At 70.9% G+C, this 17087-nt stretch carries 19 protein-coding genes; 8 read left to right on the forward strand and 11 right to left on the reverse strand.

The features are described 5' to 3' along the window. Positions 1-12: 12 nt before the first annotated feature. The 3 genes from ACH5AO_RS09530 to ACH5AO_RS09540 all read right to left on the reverse strand — a co-directional run bounded on the left by ACH5AO_RS09530 (position 13) and on the right by ACH5AO_RS09540 (position 4114). Positions 13-1089 (reverse strand): hypothetical protein, encoded by a 1077-nt coding sequence (locus ACH5AO_RS09530; RefSeq protein ID WP_398923492.1) that lies wholly within the window; start codon positions 1087-1089, stop codon positions 13-15. A 154-nt stretch (positions 1090-1243) separates the two neighbouring features. Further along, entirely contained in the window at positions 1244-2881 is a 1638-nt protein-coding gene (locus ACH5AO_RS09535; protein ID WP_398923494.1) for a VWA domain-containing protein, read from the reverse strand. Between the two features lie 36 nt (positions 2882-2917). Next, positions 2918-4114 carry an AAA family ATPase gene (locus ACH5AO_RS09540; RefSeq protein ID WP_398923496.1) on the reverse strand — a complete coding sequence of 399 codons (1197 nt, stop codon included), beginning with the start codon at positions 4112-4114 and terminating at the stop codon, positions 2918-2920. 130 nt (positions 4115-4244) lie between these two features. On the opposite strand from ACH5AO_RS09540, the gene ACH5AO_RS09545 reads away from it, so the two are divergent. Then, positions 4245-5006 carry an NUDIX hydrolase gene (locus ACH5AO_RS09545; protein ID WP_398923498.1) on the forward strand — a complete coding sequence of 254 codons (762 nt, stop codon included), beginning with the start codon at positions 4245-4247 and terminating at the stop codon, positions 5004-5006. 34 nt (positions 5007-5040) lie between these two features. Here ACH5AO_RS09545 and ACH5AO_RS09550 read toward each other — a convergent pair. Further along, a protein-coding gene (locus ACH5AO_RS09550) for an IS5 family transposase (protein WP_398923647.1) occupies positions 5041-5857 on the reverse strand; the annotation gives its coding sequence in 2 pieces (ribosomal slippage) (positions 5041-5500 and positions 5499-5857; 819 coding nt in all). Between the two features lie 57 nt (positions 5858-5914). Continuing rightward, complete coding sequence (locus tag ACH5AO_RS09555; protein WP_382779621.1) at positions 5915-6319, reverse strand: winged helix-turn-helix transcriptional regulator; 405 nt, start codon at positions 6317-6319, stop codon at positions 5915-5917. Between the two features lie 41 nt (positions 6320-6360). Between ACH5AO_RS09555 and ACH5AO_RS09560 the strand changes: the two genes are divergently transcribed. From ACH5AO_RS09560 to ACH5AO_RS09570, 3 genes are all read left to right on the forward strand, one after another. After that, a complete protein-coding gene (locus tag ACH5AO_RS09560) occupies positions 6361-7212 on the forward strand; it encodes an enoyl-CoA hydratase/isomerase family protein (RefSeq protein ID WP_398923500.1) in 852 nt (283 codons plus the stop codon). Positions 7213-7716: 504 nt separating this feature from the next. Next, positions 7717-8334 carry an IS5 family transposase gene (locus ACH5AO_RS09565; RefSeq protein ID WP_398923502.1) on the forward strand — a complete coding sequence of 206 codons (618 nt, stop codon included), beginning with the start codon at positions 7717-7719 and terminating at the stop codon, positions 8332-8334. A 34-nt stretch (positions 8335-8368) separates the two neighbouring features. Continuing rightward, on the forward strand, positions 8369-8626 hold the full coding sequence (locus ACH5AO_RS09570; RefSeq protein WP_398923504.1) for a hypothetical protein: 258 nt from the start codon (positions 8369-8371) through the stop codon (positions 8624-8626). Between the two features lie 131 nt (positions 8627-8757). Here ACH5AO_RS09570 and ACH5AO_RS09575 read toward each other — a convergent pair whose 3' ends face one another. The 3 genes from ACH5AO_RS09575 to ACH5AO_RS09585 all read right to left on the reverse strand — a co-directional run bounded on the left by ACH5AO_RS09575 (position 8758) and on the right by ACH5AO_RS09585 (position 9994). After that, the gene (locus tag ACH5AO_RS09575; protein ID WP_398923506.1) at positions 8758-9117 is read right to left on the reverse strand and encodes a hypothetical protein; all 360 of its coding nucleotides are present in this window, start codon (positions 9115-9117) and stop codon (positions 8758-8760) included. Between the two features lie 257 nt (positions 9118-9374). Beyond that, positions 9375-9791, reverse strand: coding sequence for an ATP-binding protein (locus ACH5AO_RS09580; protein WP_398923508.1), 417 nt, complete (start codon positions 9789-9791; stop codon positions 9375-9377). Then, a complete protein-coding gene (locus ACH5AO_RS09585; protein ID WP_398923510.1) occupies positions 9791-9994 on the reverse strand; it encodes a hypothetical protein in 204 nt (67 codons plus the stop codon). The genes ACH5AO_RS09580 and ACH5AO_RS09585 overlap by 1 nt, the downstream gene beginning before the upstream one ends. A 180-nt stretch (positions 9995-10174) precedes the next feature. Between ACH5AO_RS09585 and ACH5AO_RS09590 the strand changes: the two genes are divergently transcribed. Together ACH5AO_RS09590 and ACH5AO_RS09595 are read left to right on the forward strand one after the other, a co-directional pair. Continuing rightward, positions 10175-11029 carry a helix-turn-helix transcriptional regulator gene (locus ACH5AO_RS09590; protein ID WP_398923648.1) on the forward strand — a complete coding sequence of 285 codons (855 nt, stop codon included), beginning with the start codon at positions 10175-10177 and terminating at the stop codon, positions 11027-11029. Continuing rightward, complete coding sequence (locus ACH5AO_RS09595; RefSeq protein WP_398923512.1) at positions 11010-11285, forward strand: DUF397 domain-containing protein; 276 nt, start codon at positions 11010-11012, stop codon at positions 11283-11285. Before ACH5AO_RS09590 ends, ACH5AO_RS09595 begins: the two co-directional genes overlap by 20 nt. Here ACH5AO_RS09595 and ACH5AO_RS09600 read toward each other — a convergent pair. Further along, the gene (locus tag ACH5AO_RS09600; RefSeq protein ID WP_398923514.1) at positions 11278-11415 is read right to left on the reverse strand and encodes a hypothetical protein; all 138 of its coding nucleotides are present in this window, start codon (positions 11413-11415) and stop codon (positions 11278-11280) included. The two genes, ACH5AO_RS09595 and ACH5AO_RS09600, sit on opposite strands and share 8 nt — an antisense overlap. 291 nt (positions 11416-11706) lie before the next feature. Here ACH5AO_RS09600 and ACH5AO_RS09605 point away from each other — a divergent pair, with 291 nt between their 5' ends. Next, positions 11707-13497: an Ig-like domain repeat protein gene (locus tag ACH5AO_RS09605; RefSeq protein ID WP_398923516.1), complete on the forward strand. Its 1791-nt coding sequence runs from the start codon at positions 11707-11709 to the stop codon at positions 13495-13497. A 334-nt stretch (positions 13498-13831) separates the two neighbouring features. Next, the gene (locus ACH5AO_RS09610) at positions 13832-15118 is read left to right on the forward strand and encodes a serine hydrolase domain-containing protein (protein WP_398923518.1); all 1287 of its coding nucleotides are present in this window, start codon (positions 13832-13834) and stop codon (positions 15116-15118) included. A gap of 129 nt (positions 15119-15247) precedes the next feature. On the opposite strand, the gene ACH5AO_RS09615 is transcribed toward ACH5AO_RS09610, so the two are convergent. Together ACH5AO_RS09615 and ACH5AO_RS09620 are read right to left on the reverse strand one after the other, a co-directional pair. Further along, positions 15248-15673, reverse strand: coding sequence for a hypothetical protein (locus ACH5AO_RS09615; protein ID WP_398923520.1), 426 nt, complete (start codon positions 15671-15673; stop codon positions 15248-15250). A 133-nt stretch (positions 15674-15806) separates the two neighbouring features. Then, on the reverse strand, positions 15807-17018 hold the full coding sequence (locus tag ACH5AO_RS09620) for a pyridoxal phosphate-dependent aminotransferase (RefSeq protein WP_398923522.1): 1212 nt from the start codon (positions 17016-17018) through the stop codon (positions 15807-15809). Between the last annotated feature and the right edge of the window lie 69 nt (positions 17019-17087).

The raw sequence follows: 17087 nt of genomic DNA on the forward strand, positions 1-17087 counted from the left end.
GTGTGATCCCCCTTATCCGCGCGCCCGTCGCGCCAGCTCGCGCAGCACCGCGGAGGTGGGCACGGGCGCTTGGCGGACGCCGGTCAGTCGCTGCTTGAGGTAGGCGGTGCGGCCCACGGCGGCGGCCGCGAACTCGGCCATGTCGCCCTGCGGGCGGAAGCCGTGCCGGACGGCCAGCTTGCGCAAGTCGGGGTCGGTGCCGAGGAGTCCGGCCAGTTCCCGGCCGTCGTCGGTGAGCGGGACGACGGTGTGGTCGCTGTTGACCGTGGTGTCCGGGTAGAGGACGACGAGGTCGTCCGCGTTCTGCTGCTCGTCGAGGAGCGCCGCCACCTGGGACTCGTAGACCAGGACGAGCGGGTTGCCGGCGCCGCTGACGAAGTCCCGGAACGCCGCGTCCGTGCCGGTCTGCTGGGCGCCCTGGACGCCGACCAGCTTGCGCAGCAGCGGAGCGGTGCGTTCCACCTCGGCGTCGCTCGCGACCACCTTGCCGCCGTTGGCGACGTAGGAGGCGGCGGCCAGGTACAGTGCGCCGGAGTTGGAGCTCTCCGGGTCGGTGCTGGAGATGTAGAGGGTGCCGGTCAGCTCCCCGTACTTCCCGGACCCCTCGAGCTGCTGCCAGGTGCGGTCGCGCTCGGCCGCGTCGAGGTAGGCCGCCATCTTCAGCGTGCCCGGGTTCTCCTCGTCGAGCTCGGCCAGCCCGTTCGCGGCCAGCACCTCGGCGGCCCCGCGGCGGGACACGACGACGAGGGGCGAGTAGAAGGGGCGCGGGAGCATCCCCCGGACCCCGTGCTTCTCGGCCAGCTCGGCGGCGGGCGCCCGGCTGGACGGGAAGGCGAGGTCGTACCCCTCGAGGTCCAGCCCTTCCATGGCCCAGGACCCGGCGGTCTCGGCCTCGACGGTGTAGCCCTTGGCGGCGAGGGCCTCCACCACGTCCGGATCGGCGAAGAAATCGGCCTTCTCCGATCCGATCACCATGCGCACGGTCTTCGTTGCCGTGCCTGATTCCTCGTCGTCCCGGCCCGCGACGACGGCGGCCACCACGCCACCGACCAGCAGCACCGCGAGGACGATTCCCATGATTCGTCTCACGTCCGGAGCATCCCTGCGGAACCCAACGTTCCGCGGCGGTGCCGGTGAACGGCCGGTGTCCGGGCGATACCGGTACGCAACGGGAACCGGCCACTCCGCAGTTACTCCGCGGCCGGTCCGCGTGCCCGTCCCGCAACCCCGGTGGTGAACCGGGTCAGATGACGCGGAACAGGTCGGCGGCCGTGTGGACGTCCGTCAGGTCCTCGACGGTGCGGAGGTTGTCGCACAGGGACTCCAGGACCGACCCGGCCCCGGTGGCGGTGTCCGGGGTGGCGACGGCCACGCCGAAGAGGCGGAAGCCCAGGCGGCGCTTGGCGTCGTTCCAGCCGCGCACCCACTCCTCCGTGACCTCGCAGGCGTCGTCGGTGATCAGCACGATGTCGCCGCGTCCGCGGGCCGTGTCGTCGAACTCCTCCTCCAGCACGTCCACGGCCGCACCCAGCGGCCGCTGGAAGTCGGTGCCGCCGCCGAGGAAGGTCTCCGCGAAGTCCAGGACGTCGGCGACCTCGGCGGGCCGGCCGCCCGGGAAGCGGAAGACCCGGATCTTGTCGGCGGCGGAGAACAGGACGCCGACGAAGTCACGCCCGGCGTGGCGGGCCTGGTCGAGCAGGGCCAGGGCGCACGCCTTGGACCACGCCTCCCGGGTGACGCCGCCGGGCCCCTCCGCGTACATGGAGTGCGAGGTGTCCACGCACGCGATGATCGCGCCCTGCCCGGTGGTCTGCTCGCCCTGGCTGTCGTACAGCATCAGCTCCCCGGCCGCGTACCGCGCGGCGAACACCGCGCGCAGCTCCGGCACGCCGAGGACCGCCAGCTCGGAGGGGACGACCCGGGAGAGGTCGTCGCCGAGGGTGACGCCGACCAGTTCACCCGTGGCGTTCTCCACCTTGCGGGCGCGCTCGCCGTCGGCCATCCGCCGGAAGCGGCCGATCAGTTCGGCCCACCGGGCGAGCCGTCCGGCACGCAGCCGCTCGGCGAGCCGCGCGCGCTCGTCGAACGGCATCCGCTCCAGCTCCCCGGCGCCGACGCCCCACGCCCGCATCAGCGCCGCCTCCTGCCGGACGGCGGTCGCCGCCGTCGCCGCCGCGTCCCGGGCGGCGGCACGGATACCGGGGAGCGCCGCCGCGAGGGCCTGCGCGGCGGTCCGGGCCTCCTGCCGGGCGCCGGCCTCGGCGGCTTCGGCGGCCCCGATCGCCCGCCGTACGGCGTCGGCGGCCGGGGCGGGGACGGCACCGTCCTCGTCGGCCTCGTCGGCGGCCCGCCGCAGCGCCTCGCTCACGGCGGCCGCGGCGGCCGAGGCGTCCCGCCGGGCCCTGTCCGCCCGCCCGGCCCGGTCCCGGGCGTCCCGGCAGCGCTCCAGGAGCCCGCGCAGCGCGGAGGCCTGGGCGAGTACGGCCATCGCGGCGGCGTAGGAGTCGCCCGCCGTCTCCCGGCGCAGTCCGGCGGACTCCGGGGAGTGCAGCAGGGCGGCGACGACCTGGTGGTTGACCGAGTGGGAGGCGGCCATCTCCGTACGGTCGCGCAGCCGCGGGGCCGCCTGGTACGCGGCCAGGAACACGTCCGTGAGGAGGTCGGTGGTGTGGTCGTGACGGGAGCGCAGCTCCGCCGCCAGCTCGCGCAACCCCGCCGACCGCTCGTACACGTCCCGCCACACGACCCGGTCGAACGGGCCCGCGACCACGGCCGCCGTGTGCCGCTCGGCGGCGGCGGACAGGGCCAGCCACTTCCCGGCGCGCCCCGCCAGCTCGCCGAGTCCGCTGCACGGGTCACCCGTGCTACCCGCGTGACCCATATGACCCGTGTTGTCTGTGTCACCCATCGTGCCGCCTCAGAGCTGGGCCCGCACCATGCTCGCGTCCATACCGAGGGCCTCGGTGAGGACACGGGCGCGGACGGCGCGCTGACGGCCGGTGACCCGGTCGATGGCGGCGGTGGAACGCCCGGCGTTCGCCGCCTCCTCCCGCAGCCTCTCCAGGCGCTTGCCCGCCATGGCGAGCTTGTTGTGGGCGTTCTTGATGACCCACTCGCTCAGCGCCTCCCGGGACTGCCCGGCCATCGCGTCGAGCTGCGCCTCCAGCTCCTCGATGACGTCGGCCAGGTCGAGCGCCTCCTTGGCGTCCGGGTTGACCAGGTGCAGCACCTCCCGCTCCACGACCGGGCGTTGGGCGGGGGAGTCCCACAGCACGTGCGTCAGCACCGACAGGTCGGTCTCCGCCACCGTCGTACGCCCGTCGAGGTACGCGGACGCCTGGAGCAGTCCCACCGCCTGCCGCCACCGCCGGTCGGAGGCGACGAGTTCCTTGCGGCGCAGGGCGGCCCGCAGCGTCACCACCGCGTCCACGATCACGTCCGGCACCTCCACGGCCGGGACGGCCTCCGTCACGGCGTACTGCAACGCGGCCAGCCCGACGGTGGTCGGCGGCGCCGGTGCCACCGGGCGGCCGACGGCGGAACGCACCAGCGCGGCGAAGTTCGAGGGGTCCTCCAGATAGCCGACCTCGATCCGCACCAGCAGCCGGTCGTAGATCGCGGCGGAGTCCTCCCCGTCGGGGAGCTCGTTGCTCGCGGTGATGGCCCCGATCAGGGGGCAGCGGATCGGGGCGCCCCCGTTCTCGGGGTGGTAGATCCGCTCGTTGAGGTAGCCCAGCGTCTCGTTGAGCGCGGCCGTGGAGCACTTGAAGATCTCGTCGATGAACGCGATGTGCGCGGTCGTCGCGCGCCCGTCGTACACCTGCCGGTACTCGCCCCGCGCCAGCGCGGCGACGTCGATCGGCCCGAACATCCGCGTCGGCGCGGTGAACTTCGACAGCAGGATCTCCCAGTACGAGGCCCCCTCGATCCGGCCCGTCAGCTCCCGCGCCAGCTCCGACTTGGCCGTACCGGGCGGGCCGAGCACCAGCGAGTGCCGCCCGGCCAGCAACGTCACCACCAGCGTCCGTACGACGTCCGCCCGCTCGTAGAACCGGTCCGACAACTCGTCGCAGATCGCGCGCAGCCGCCGGGCCGTGTCCCGCGCGTCGTCCATGCTCCACTCCTCGCCTGTGACGCCCCATGGGGCTTGCCGATACGGCCGTTCCCCCGAAACTACGCCAAGTGCCTGCCGCACCAGGCGTCGTCTGCGGCGGCCACCGCCCGGCCACGGATACGGTCCCGGCATGGATCTCTTCGCCGCCGACCGGCTGCGGCTGGTCGAAGCCCCGCCGCCCCGGCTGTCCCCGCGGGACCGTCGCGCCATGGACGACGCCTGGGACGCCGCGGTCCGGGCCAACCCCGCCCTCTTCGACGGACCGGTGGCCGGATGCACGGGCCTGGAGCGCGACGCACGCCACGGGCTCGTCCTGACCTGGGTCCGGGCGACGTACCGGTACTACGTCCTGCGCAAGGTGCCCGGCGCGACCGTACGACTGCCGTCCCTCTTCGTGTCGGTGGCGCAGCCGGCGGACGACGGGCGGCTGCTGATCGGGCGGCCGGCGTCCTGGACGGCCTCCCCCGGCCGCTGGCAGCTCCCGGGCGGCTCGGTCGAGCCCCCGCCGGACGGCGAGCCCCTCGACCCGGCCGCCCTGCGCCGCCACGCGGCCCGGGAACTGGCCGAGGAGACCGGCATCGACATCCCGGCCGACGACCTCACCCCCTGGCAGGTCACCCGGGGCGCGAAGGGCAGCGTCGGCGTCCTGTTCCTGGCCCCGCCCCGCCCCGCGGCCTGGCTGCGCCAACGCTACACGGCCCTCACGGCGGCCGAGCGCGCCCTCGGCCGCGTTCCCGAATTCGACCGGCTCGCCCTCGTCCGCACCCCCACCGACCTGGCGGACCTCACCGGCCCGCACGTGCCCTACCTGGCACCGGTCCTCCGCCGCCACGGCGGCCGCGGGCCCGTCCCCGGCCCTCCACGCACCGCGTCCGCACGCTTGGGGGAGTGACGCGGACCGGTTCCGCTCGTTCTTACTGATCATTTCAGAATGAGGTTCGGAGTCGTCGCAAGCAGATGATGCTGCAAGCGAGGTGGAGCAGTCCGAGGTGGAGGTCGGCGCGTGTCTCGTAGCGGGTCCGCAGGCGTTTGAACTGGTGGAGCCAGGCGAAGGTGCGCTCGACGACCCACCTGGTCTTGCCCAGGCCGGATCCGTGGGCGGTGCCCTTGCGGGCGATCTTCGGCGTGATGCCGCGAGCGCGGAGGAGTCGTCGGTGCTTGTCGTAGTCGTAACCGCGGTCGGCGAACAGCCGCCGCGGCCGGTGACGGGGCCAGCCCACCAGGCCGCGAATGCGGGGGATTGCGTCCAGCAGGGGTATGAGCTGGGTGACGTCGTGACGGTTTCCGCTGGTCAGCGACACCACAAGCGGCGTTCCGTGCCGGTCGGTGATCAGGTGGTGCTTGCTGCCGGGGCGGCCGCGGTCGACCGGCGAAGGTCCGGTGTGAGCCCCCCTTGAGGGCCTGGACGTGCGAGGTGTCGACCGCGGCGTCCTCCATGTCCAGCAGGCCGGCTCTGCGGAGTTCCGCGAGGAGGATTTCGTGCAGGCGGGGCCAGACGCCGGCCTCGGTCCAGTCCCGCAGGCGCCGCCAGCACGTCACCCCGCTGCGGCCGATCGTCTCGGTCGGCACATCCGCCCAGGTCACACCCGTGCGCAAGACGTAGACGATCCCGCGCAGAGCCGCATGGTCATCCACCGGCAGGCGGCCCGGATACCGCCGACGCCTCGGCGGGCGAGGAGGGAGCAGCGGCGCGACACGTTCCCACAGATCATCAGGCACAAGATCATCCGAAACCTGGACCACTCTGCCGCCACCGGATTCGATCGCCAAGCCCTCACACCGAACTCATCCCGAAAAAATTCAGTGAAGGGTGTCCGCGCCTTTGTCAAATGCCTCCCTGTGTCGTTCGACTTCGGGGAGGTGGTCGGCGGTCCAGGAGCGCAGGATCGAGAAGGGCTCCTCAAGCGTGCGGCCCAGCGGTGTGATCCGGTACTCCACAGCAACGGGGCGTTGCATCAGTACCCGGCGCTCGACGAGGCCGTTGCGTTCCAACCGTCGCAGTGCCTGCGTCAGCGATTTTTGAGTGACCCCATCGAGCTCTCTCTTGAGCTCGTTGAAGCGTCGCGGCTGCCGGCACAACGCGGCCAGCAGCAGATGACCCCACTTGTCCAGCAGCTGATCCAGGAGCTCGCGCTGCGGGCCGACGATGGTCTCGTGACCGGCCCGATCTTCGTGGATACCAGGTTTCTTTGAAGTACCTGCCATGCACCAGGTATACCAGATATACCGGCAAGCAAAGGAATCTCATGACCGAACGGTCCCTGCCCAGCCTCAATCTCAAGCGCCAGGACGGAGTGCTATGGGTTTCGATTGATGTTCCGCCCGTCAACCTGATGACGGCGCAGCTCATGCTCGACCTGGACGCCGTCGCTGCATCGGCCGAGAATGATCCCGATCTGCACGTCATCGTGGTCCAGAGCGCTAATCCGGAGTTCTTCCTGGCGCACGGCGACCTGTCATTCGTGGAGGACCCCGCGACCTACGCCGCCCTCCCGGTCGCGGAGGAGACGCTTGTCGGGACGGGCCCGATGATGCGGCTTCATGAACGCTGGCGGCGTCTGCCTCAGACCACCATCGCCAAGGTCGCGGGACTCGCCCGTGGCGGTGGAGCCGAGCTGGTCTCCAGCCTGGATCTGCGATTCGCGGCCCTCGAGACTGCGGCGTTCGGCCAGTTCGAGGCACTGATCGGCATCGTCCCTGGAGCCGGTGCAACTGCCCACCTGCCCCGCCTCGTGGGCCGCGCTCGCGCTCTCGAGATCGTGCTGACAGGCGGGCTCGTCGACGCGGCGACTGCCGAGCGGTGGGGTTGGGTGAACCGAGCTCTGCCCGCCGCAGAACTGGATGAATATGTCGAGTGGGTCGCACTGGCCATCGCGTCTCTGCCCGACGGTGTCCGCGCCGCGGCTATCGAAGCAATCGACGCGGCCGACGGCACGCTTGAGGACGCACTGCGCGCGGAAAACCGCCTGCTCGGCGAAACGTTCACTCCCGCGTCCGGAGAGCTTGCCCGGGCAGCGCTCGCGGCCGGGGTTCACACGCGCGAGGTGGAGCTGAACCTCGAAAAGGTGCTGCGCGCGAACCTCGTCCGACATTCGTGACGAGTCGCCCTGCGCGGGTGGAGTGCGGAAGTTGTCCGTACGGTCCGTTTGGCAATTCGGGTCGAACGACCGTACGGGCCGCCTTCAACTCTGTGAAGCTGATCGAGCCTTTTTCAACCTCGCGTCTGTGCTGGTCAGCGGCCTGCTGACGGCTGAACGCACCGGTCCGCAGCAAGGTCGTGACCAGTAAATTTGTAACTGGTCATGGCGCCCGGACGCTCCGCTGACCATGGTCAGCGGAGCTGGCAGCCGGGTTGGAAAAGGCTCATTGTTTCGGAATGAGTTCGGTGTGAGGGCTTGGCGATCGGATCCGGTGGCGGCAGAGTGATCCAGGTGCCGGATGATCTGTGGGAACGTATCGCTCCGCTGCTGCCGACCCGGCCGCCGCGCCGTCATCGGTATCCCGGACGCCTGCCGGCGGACGACCGCGCGGCCCTGCGAGGCATCGTTTTAGGTACTGCGTAAGAACGTGAGCTGGAGAGATGTACCCGCCGAGTAGACCGGGTGCAGCAGCGTGGCGGCGGTTGCGGGACCGGACCGAGGCCGGGGTGTGGTCCCGCCTGCACAAAGTGCTCCTGGCCGAGCTGCGCAAGGCAGGACTGCTGGACATGGACGACGCTGCGATCGACTGCTCACACGTTCGAGCCCTCAAAGGGGGGGGCTCACACCGGGCCTTCGCCGGTCGACCGCGCACGGCCGGGCAGCGAACGCCACCTGATCGTCGACCGGCACGGCACCCCTCTCGCCATCACCCTGACCGGCGGAAACAGGCACGACGTCACCCAGTTGACACCCCTACTGGACGCGCTCCCCCGCACCCGAGGACTTCGCGGACGACCGGGGCACCGGCCAGGCCGGCTCTTCGCCGACCGCGGCTACGACTACGACAAGTACCGCCGCATCCTCCGAGCCCGCGACATCACACCCAAGATCGCCCGCCGAGGCGTCCCGCACGGATCGGGACTGGGCAAGACCTGCTGGGTCGTGGAACGGACCTTCGCCCGGCTCCACCAGTTCAAACGCCTGCGCATCCGCTACGAGATACGCGCCGACCTCCACCTTGGCCTGCCCCCACTCGCCTGCAGCATCATCTGCTTGCGACGCCCACGAACCTCATTCTGAAACGATCAGTTACACCGGCATCGAAGCCGATGTCGTGGTGCACGGCGCGATCGGTCAGGACCAGGGCATCCTGCTGTCCGTGGGCGAGGCGAAGTGGAACAAGGTGATGCACCTCGGGCACCTGCAACGCCTGCGCCGCATGCTGGAGTTGCTCGCCGCGCGGGGCGTCGACACCAGCCACGCCAGACCCGCCTGCTACAGCGGCGCCGGCTTCGAACCGGAACTGCGTGCGGCCGCGGACCGGGGCGAGGTGGTCCTGGTCGACCTGCGACGGCTCTACACCGGCTCATGAGCCCGCGGCACACCGACACCGAACTCACCGCCGGCCCTCGCACCAGCCCCGCGTTCCGAAGCCGATTCCTTCGAAGAGCCCGACTGATCACCGCATCGGGTCGGTCCGCCACTCCACGGAGCCTCCGCGGCTCAGCGGAACTCGTGAACCAACTGGATCTTGCCGACGATATGGGCGTTGAACTCGTCAAGCTCCTCGGCCGGTACCCACAACTCCAGGATCGTCCGTCCGCCTGCCTGCTGGACCGGATACCTGCGCAGGAAGTCGGACTCGACTTCGAAGCGGGTGACGAAGCCCGCGCCGTCATGCTTGACGTTCCAGTCCCGTGCGATCTTGACGGCGTAGTCCTCGTTGAGAACCGGGTAGAAGATCGGCTGCTCGGGGAGCCGGGGCGGCCAGGCACGCCAGTCCAGCTCCTGCACCAGCGCCAGCTCCTCGGGTCCGGTGGGACGCCACAGGGTCGTCGTTGCTCGCTGGCTGCTCACGGACATCACTCTCTGGACGAAGCAACCGCCGATGCGGCCGGCCGGGAGCTCGACGGTATCGACAGCTCGAGCACGACGGCCACCCGGTTTCCGGCTTCGCTCAGCGGCTGTAGTCGGCAGTCACGGGACAACCTTCAGTACCTGGCTGCGCCCCAGCCTCACCGGACTGGAGCCCTGGGCCTTCGACGGCCCCGTCGCCCGCTACCGCGACTACTGTGCCAAGCTCCCCGCTCCAGCTTCCCCGCGTCGTCCGTGGCCGTCATTCAACCGGATACCACTGACACCGGCCCATGGCTTGAGGCAGCGCTTCCCCCTCCCGGCTCCGCGTCCAGCTCGCACCACACGGTCTTGCCGCCGGGCCCGTGCGCCACGCCCCACCTCACCGCGAGCGCGTCCAGCAGTGCGAGCCCCCGCCCCGACTCCGCGTCGACGTCCACGGCCGCCCGCAGGACGGGCAGCGCACGCGGGTCGGGATCGGTCACCTCCAGGCGTGTGCGTCCGCCGTCGTCGCACGAGACCCGGACGGTGACGGGAACGCCCTCGCCGAGGTGCTGGACCACGTTCGTGACGAGTTCGCTCGCGCAGAGCTGGACGTCGTCGCCGTAGTCGCGCAGGGCACGGCGTACGGCGGACACCTCGGCCGGTGTCGCGAGCAGTTCGAGCGTCGTCTCCGGTCGCATCACGCGGCACCCTCGCGGAGGGCGGCGGTCAGGGCCCGGGCGGTGAGGAGGTTGCAGTTGCCGAGCGCGATCAGCGGCCGGACCGGGCAGCCGGCGGCGAGGGTCGGGAGGTCGACGCCGAGGGACGGCAGGGTGATGCCGTGCGCGGCGAGCGCCGCCCGCAACTCCTCGGCGCAGGCGTCGGCTTCGGTGGGGCTGTGCATGGGGGTTCACGCCTTTCGGTGCTCTGTGTGACGAACCGCTCACACTCTGCCGCCGTTCGGCGTAGCGTGACAGCCCTTCGGCATCCCGGTCCTGAACTGCACGTATGCGGTCAGGAGGTTGGTAGGGGCCGGGGAAACACCGGGAAGCGGGCGGTAACGGAACACCAAGGACGGTGAATGATGGGGCAGCGCAAGGACATCGACGGTTCGACGGGCGTCCCGACCTTCTACGGCAGCGAGCTGCGCTGGAAACGGGAGGAGGCGGGACTGACGCTCCAGCAGTTGGTCGAGGGCAGCTTCTACGGCCCGAGCCACCTCAGCGAGATCGAGCGCGGGACGCGGCGGATGCCGACGGAACTGGCCGAGCACGTGGACAAGGTGCTCGGCACGGACGGGTTCTTCCGGCGACGGTGCGAGGACGTGCGGAGGGCGAAGCGGCGGGGGCACGCGAGTTACTTCGAGCGGGTGCTGGAGGCGGAGAAACACGCGGAGACCATCGAGGAGTGGTGCCCGACGCTGATTCCGGGGTTGTTGCAGACGGAGGCGTACGCGCGGGCGGTGGTGCGGGCGACCCACCCGCTGGCGCCGGGTGAGGAGGTGGAGGAGAAGGCCACAGCCCGACTGGCGCGTGCCCGTCTCTTCGAGGAGAACCACAAGACTCCGGTGTACTGGGCCATTCTGTCCGAGTCTCTGCTTCGGCAGCCGATTGTTCCGCCGGACCAGGCGTCAGAACAGTGGGAGCACATCGCCGCGTTGGCAAGGCGGCACCGGATCGTTCCCCAGATCCTTCCGTGGAACTGTGGAGCGCACCCGTTCATGCTGGGCACTGCGATGATCATGACGTTCTCCGACGCGCCACCGCTGGTCTACACAGAGGCGCTGCACAGCGGAGACACCATCGACGATCCGGGCCTCGTGAAGGAGTACCGATGGTCGTACGATCTGCTCAGGGCCGCCGCACTGCCACCGGAGGCGTCCCTGGCCCTGATCGAGCAAGCGGCTGAGGATGGCGGAAATGGCAAGCAACGAGATTGACTTGAGCACGGCCGTCTGGCGCAAGAGCAGCTACAGCAACGGCAGCGGCGGCAACTGTGTGGAGGTAGCCGAAGTCTTCCCCGCCGCCGCCCGCTGGCGCAAGAGCAGTTACAGCAACGGCGACGGCGGCGACTGCCTCGAGGTCTGCGACGCCCACACCACCGTCGTCCCCGTCCGCGACTCCAAGGTCCCCCACGGCCCGGTCCTCACCATCACGGCCCCGGCCTGGACGTCCTTCGTCGACTCCCTCAAATGATCCGAGACCGGCAGCTCTGGTTCACCGGGAGGACGGCCGCCGGGTCGCAGCGCTTCGGGCAGGCCGGCAGGTAGACCTCGTTGCCGAGGAACAGCATGTAGGCGTCGTCCCGGAGGCCGTGGTGTCGCACCGGGCTCCGGGGCGGACACCGAACACCAACTCCACGCCGTACGGCACCGGTAGGGCTTGTGGTGCAGCGCCCAGGTCGCCGTACCACCCATGCGTGAACACGCGGGTGGAGTCGCCCCTTTCCGGTCACCCTGATGCGGTGAATCCGGCAGTGACCCCGAGGACGGCCGCTGACAGCGCCGTTTCGGCGTGCGACCGGCGCGGCGCCACGCCGTCGGAAACCCGCCGTTACGCGCGGTGTGCCGGTGTACGCTCCCGATCTTGTACGACCCGAACGGCTGTTCCCCGTTCCATGGTTGGGGGGCGGCTTTCCCGTGCGGGTCGCCGACACAGCCTGTGGGGGGCACAGTTGAATACAGCACGACGATCCAGACGTCTCTCGGCCACCGTTCTCTCCGCCGCACTCGCCGGGACCGGACTCACCGTCGCCGTCGCGCCCGCGGCGCACGCGGCCACCGCCGACGCCGTCGCCAAACTGCCGTTCACCACGTACTCGGCGCTGGCCGTCGACAGTGTCCACCAGCGCGTCTTCCTCGCCGACGCCGCCGTGGGCTCCAGCTCCAACGACGGTCAGATCGCCGTCTACACCTTCCAGGGCGAGCGGATCTCCACCATCAGGACCGACTACCACGTCTCCGGCCTGGCGCTCAGCGCCGACGCGAGCACGCTCTACGCCGGCGAGCGCTACCGGATCTCCGCGTACGACACCACCACGCTCGCTCTCAAGAGCACGGCCAACGCCAACAACGACTACTGCGGGCGGGAAGTCGTCGTCGCGGGCGGTAAGCCGTACTACACCTCGCAGGTGGCCGACCCTCTCCCCCTGTGCTCCACGGCCACGTCCCACGTGGACGCGGTCGTCAACGGTGGCTGGCAGCGCACCGGCTGGAACGACTCCGGCAAGCTCCTGTTGGAGGGCGGCCCGAACGACACGTTTGTGATGGGCCAGGGGGTGCTCAACTCCTCGGCGCCCAACCCGTTCGTCAGCGTCTTCGACGGCAGCGGAGAGACCCCCGTACGGAACGCCACCCGCCGGTTCGCCGACAGCGCGGGCAACGGCGCCCTGAACCTGAAGGACATCGCCGTCTCCCCGGACGGCACGAAGGTCGCCCTCGCCGACGCCTCCGCCGGCACCCGGCTGCTGAACACCGGCGACCTGTCGGACGCCGCGAACGGCTACCAGGCCCTGCCCGCGGGCGCCACCGCCAGCTCGGTCGCCTTCAGCGGCGACGGAAAGTACGTGGCACGCGGCGCCTCGGCCACCGGCGCCACCCCCGACCTGCTGGTCCAGCCCGCCGACCCGACCGATCCGACCGCGCCGCTGGAGTTCGCCTTCGAGGGCAGCCAGGACGGCGACCGGGTCGTACCGCGCGGCACGGAATGGTCCGCCGACGGCTCCCGGCTCTTCGCGGTCACCACCAACGCGGCCGGCAACCAGTACTGGCTGCACATCATCCGGCCCCCCGCCGTCCAGTACGACGTCCGCCTCGGTGAAACGCTGACCCACAGCCCCGCCCGGGCCGTCGTGGGCGAGCCGCTGTCGGTGCGGGGCCGGCTGGAGCACGACGGACCGGCGCCCGCCGAGCCGCTGAAGGTCAAGGCGACCCGCACGGACGCGGACGGCACCCACGACCTGGGCACCTTCACCGTCAAGGAGGACGGCTCCTACACCGTCCTCGACGAGCCCGGCCTGATCGGCGACGCCACCTACACCGTCTCCTACCTCGGCGACCTCACCCACCGCCCGGCCACCGACGTCACCCACACCGTGTCCGTCGGCAAGGCGGCCGGCTCGATCGCGCTCACCGCCCCGGAGGAGGCGTCGATGAGCACGGGCGTCCACATCACCGGGACGTTCACCGCGCAGGGGAAGGCGCTGCCGGAGCGGGCCGTGCTCGAGGTGGAGCGCACCGACCGGAAGGGGACCGGCACGCTGTCGTCGGTGACGGTCGCCGCCGACGGCACCTTCACCATCGACGACCTGCCGCGCACCCGCAAGGAGACGACCTACACGGTCAGCTGGCCCGGCGACGACCTGCACGAGGCGTCCACGGCGTCGGCGACGGTCTACGTCACCCGCTGACCCCGCGGTTCCCGGGAGGGGTGCTCCCGGGAGGACCCGCGCCGGCCCGGCATCCCGGGCCGGCGCGGGCGTCGGCGTCGGCATCCCCGGCCCCCGACCGCGCGTATGCCGTGCGGGCCCCCGTGAACCGGCGTCAGCCGCGGACCCCCGCACGGGACAACGGGGGGAGACGTCCTTCAAGTCCCCTTCGCGGCGGCCGGTCGTCCGCACGCGCGGGTGGCCGGAGGCCGGTTTCCGATCATTCCCCGGACGGATGTGAGGGCCGTCCGTTCCCCCTGAAGATGATCCGGATCGATCATCCGTCGGTCTCGAAGGCGATTGAAAGGACAGGAAGTTGCGCATTGCCCGACTTCTCGGAGCCATCCTGGGCACCACGTTGCTGACGACCACCGCCGTTCTCACCCAACCGGCCGTCGCCGGCCCCCAAGGCTCCACGTCCCTGGACGGAACCGCGCTGCACGACGCGCTGGACGCCGTCCACGAGGCGGGCATGTACGGCGTCTTCTCGTCCGTCCGGGACGGCGGCGAGTGGTGGACCGGGGCGGCGGGCGTCGCGGACGTGAACACCGGCCGCCCGGTCACGCCGGGCATGCGGCAGCGGGTGGGCAGCATCAGCAAGACCTTCACCGCCGTGGGTCTGCTCCAACAGGCGGAGCGCGGCCGGATCCGGCTCGACGCGCCCGTCTCCGACTACCTGCCGGACCTGATACCCGGGGAGCGCGGACGGCGGATCACCGTACGCATGCTCCTCAACCACACCAGCGGGATCGGCGACTACATCGCGGGCGCCTTCCCCTCCCTCACCCGGGGCTCGGCGGCCAGCCTCGACGAGGAGCGCTTCCGCTCCGTCGGCCCGCGGGAACTGGTCCGGCTGGGCCTCGCGGCCCCCGCGACCGGAAGCCCCGGCTCGGTGCCGGGTACGTACTCCAACACCAACTACGTCATCGCCGGGCTCCTCCTGGAGAAGGTCACCGGCCAGAAGGCCGCCACGTACCTCACCCGCCACGTCATCGACCGGGCCGGGCTGCGTCACACGTACCTGCCGCGCACCCCGTACATCAAGGGCCCGCACCCGCGGATGTACGAGTCGTTCTACGGTCTGATCGACCCGCCCCGCGACTACAGCGTCTACGACATGTCGTGGGCGTACACGGCGGGATCGGTCGTCTCCACCACCGACGACCTCAACCGCTTCTACCGCGCCCTGCTCGGCGGGAAGCTCGTCGGCGCGGCGTCCCTCGACGAGATGACGCGCACGGTCCCCGTCTCCGGCATGGACTACGGCCTCGGCATCTACGCCCTGGACCTGCCCTGCGGACGCTTCTGGGGCCATGACGGCGCGGTGTTCGGGGCCGGCACGATCGCGCTGTCCAGCCGGGACGGCAAGCGCCAGATGGCCGTCGCGCAGAACCTGATGAAGTACCAGGAGCTCGACGAGAACGGCGTACCGCGGGTGCACCCGATCGACAACGCCCTCGGCGCGTACGTCGTCGGCGCGCTCTGTCCGGCCGAGGCCGGGGCCGCGAGCCCGGAGGCCCGCCGGGAGCGGCTCACGCGGCTGCCCCGCATCGACGACTCCCCGCTGACCGGCGGTGTCCCGGCGGGCCGTCCGTCCGTCTAGTCCCGCTCGCGAGCCGGCCGGCGTGGCACGACGGTGGTATGCCCCGGCCGGGAGGAAAGGTGGCGCCCGGTCCGCGCGTCTCTGCGGGTGCACGCGGACCGGGGCCGTCGGGGGAGCCCCCGCGGGGGCTCAGTGGGAGGACGCGAGGGGGCGCGGCTCCAGGGCCGCGGTGTGCGCGTCCATCCGTTCGGCGGCGAGGATCGCCGCCGCCGTGTCGGCGCGGGAGGCGGCGACGACCAGGGCGCGGCCGGCGAGCGCGTGGGCCCGCCGGTGCAGGGCCGCCGCGTTCGGCGCGCGGCCCGTCGTGGTCGCCGACGCGCGGGCCGGCGTACGTCCTCCCCGCAGGCGGGCCACCTGCCCGGCGAGCCGCTCGGCCGCGGCGTCCAGATCGGCCGAGGGGGCCACCGCGCGCAGTTCGTCGGTGACGGCGAGCAGCGCGGCGAGATGCCCCGCGAGCTGGATGTCCAGCTCTTCCTCACGGGAACGGTGGGGGAAGTCGTGCGGGGTGCCGGCCATCGTGCTGTGGACCGACTTGGCGCGGATCGGTTCGTACATGGATGGCCTCCTGTGATGCAACAGGAAACCATCCTACATTGGATTCAGTCTAAAGTTGAGTCGTTCGCGGAAGGGCCGTCCGGTTCACGGAAAGGTTGCCCGGTTCGCGGAAGGGCCGCCCGGGGAGGGGGCCTCAGTGCTGGCCGTAACCGTCCAGGAAGCGGGCGATCCGCCCGACCGCGTCCCGCAGGTCGGTGACCGACGGCAGGGTCACCACCCGGAAGTGGTCCGGCTCCGGCCAGTTGAAGCCGGTGCCCTGGACCACCATGATCTTCTCGCGGCGCAGCAGGTCCAGCACCATCCGCCGGTCGTCCTTGATCTTGAAGACGTCGGGGTCGAGCCGCGGGAAGAGGTACAGCGCCCCCTTCGGCTTCACGCAGCTCACGCCCGGGATCTGGGTCAGCAGCTCGTACGCCACATCCCGCTGCTCGCGCAGCCGCCCGCCCGGCAGCACCAGGTCGTTGATCGTCTGGCGTCCGCTGAGCGCCGCGACCACCCCGTGCTGGCCCGGCATGTTCGCGCACAGGCGCATGTTCGCCAGGATGGTCAGGCCCTCGATGTAGGAGTCGGCGTGGGCGCGCGGGCCCGAGATCGACATCCAGCCCACCCGGTAGCCGGCCACCCGGTACGCCTTCGACATGCCGTTGAAGGTGAGGGTGAGCAGGTCGGGGGCGACGGAGGCGGTGGGGATGTGCTTCGCGTCGTCGTACAGGATCTTGTCGTAGATCTCGTCGGAGCAGACCAGCAGGTTGTGGCGGCGGGCGATGTCGGTGAGGCCCTTGACGACCGCCTCGTCGTAGACCGCGCCGGTCGGGTTGTTCGGGTTGATGATGACGATCGCCTTGGTGCGGTCGGTGACCTTGCGCTCCACATCGGCGAGGTCCGGCATCCAGTCGGACTGCTCGTCGCAGCGGTAGTGCACCGCCGTGCCGCCGGAGAGGGAGACGGCCGCCGTCCACAGCGGGTAGTCGGGCGCGGGGACGAGCACCTCGTCGCCGTCGTCCAGCAGGCCCTGCATCGCCATCACGATCAGCTCGGAGACGCCGTTGCCGATGAAGACGTGCTCGACGTCGGTCTCGATGCCGAGGGTCTGGTTGTGCATGACGACCGCCCGGCGCGCGGCCAGCAGGCCCTTCGCGTCGCCGTAGCCGTGTGCCGTCGACACGTTGCGGAGGATGTCCTCCAGGATCTCGGGCGGGCACTCGAAGCCGAACGCCGCCGGGTTGCCGGTGTTCAGCTTGAGGATGCGGTGACCGGCCGCTTCCAGCCGCATCGCCTCCTCGAGCACCGGGCCCCGGATCTCGTAACAGACGTTGGCGAGCTTGGTCGACTGGATCACCTGCATGCTGGGAGCTTACGGCCCGGTATGGCCCTTCGGGCCGTGTCTTCCGCCACGTGAGACGTGTCGTTTCGG

It is taken from the genome of Streptomyces sp. NPDC018964, assembly GCF_044390325.1.
In the GTDB taxonomy this organism is placed as follows: Bacteria; Actinomycetota; Actinomycetes; order Streptomycetales; family Streptomycetaceae; genus Streptomyces.

What these genes read in the sequence shown, in the direction of transcription:
- ACH5AO_RS09540 (WP_398923496.1), bottom strand. Translation starts at nt 4,114, where the DNA reads ATGGACGACGCGCGGGACACGGCCCGGCGGCTGCGCGCGATCTGCGAC.
- ACH5AO_RS09615 (WP_398923520.1), bottom strand. Translation starts at nt 15,673, where the DNA reads ATGTACGAACCGATCCGCGCCAAGTCGGTCCACAGCACGATGGCCGGC.
- ACH5AO_RS09585 (WP_398923510.1), bottom strand. Translation starts at nt 9,994, where the DNA reads ATGCACAGCCCCACCGAAGCCGACGCCTGCGCCGAGGAGTTGCGGGCG.
- ACH5AO_RS09605 (WP_398923516.1), top strand. Translation starts at nt 11,707, where the DNA reads ATGGTTGGGGGGCGGCTTTCCCGTGCGGGTCGCCGACACAGCCTGTGG.
- ACH5AO_RS09535 (WP_398923494.1), bottom strand. Translation starts at nt 2,881, where the DNA reads ATGGGTCACGCGGGTAGCACGGGTGACCCGTGCAGCGGACTCGGCGAG.
- ACH5AO_RS09590 (WP_398923648.1), top strand. Translation starts at nt 10,175, where the DNA reads ATGGGGCAGCGCAAGGACATCGACGGTTCGACGGGCGTCCCGACCTTC.
- ACH5AO_RS09595 (WP_398923512.1), top strand. Translation starts at nt 11,010, where the DNA reads ATGGCAAGCAACGAGATTGACTTGAGCACGGCCGTCTGGCGCAAGAGC.
- ACH5AO_RS09560 (WP_398923500.1), top strand. Translation starts at nt 6,361, where the DNA reads ATGACCGAACGGTCCCTGCCCAGCCTCAATCTCAAGCGCCAGGACGGA.
- ACH5AO_RS09575 (WP_398923506.1), bottom strand. Translation starts at nt 9,117, where the DNA reads ATGTCCGTGAGCAGCCAGCGAGCAACGACGACCCTGTGGCGTCCCACC.
- ACH5AO_RS09545 (WP_398923498.1), top strand. Translation starts at nt 4,245, where the DNA reads ATGGATCTCTTCGCCGCCGACCGGCTGCGGCTGGTCGAAGCCCCGCCG.
- ACH5AO_RS09580 (WP_398923508.1), bottom strand. Translation starts at nt 9,791, where the DNA reads ATGCGACCGGAGACGACGCTCGAACTGCTCGCGACACCGGCCGAGGTG.
- ACH5AO_RS09555 (WP_382779621.1), bottom strand. Translation starts at nt 6,319, where the DNA reads ATGGCAGGTACTTCAAAGAAACCTGGTATCCACGAAGATCGGGCCGGT.
- ACH5AO_RS09620 (WP_398923522.1), bottom strand. Translation starts at nt 17,018, where the DNA reads ATGCAGGTGATCCAGTCGACCAAGCTCGCCAACGTCTGTTACGAGATC.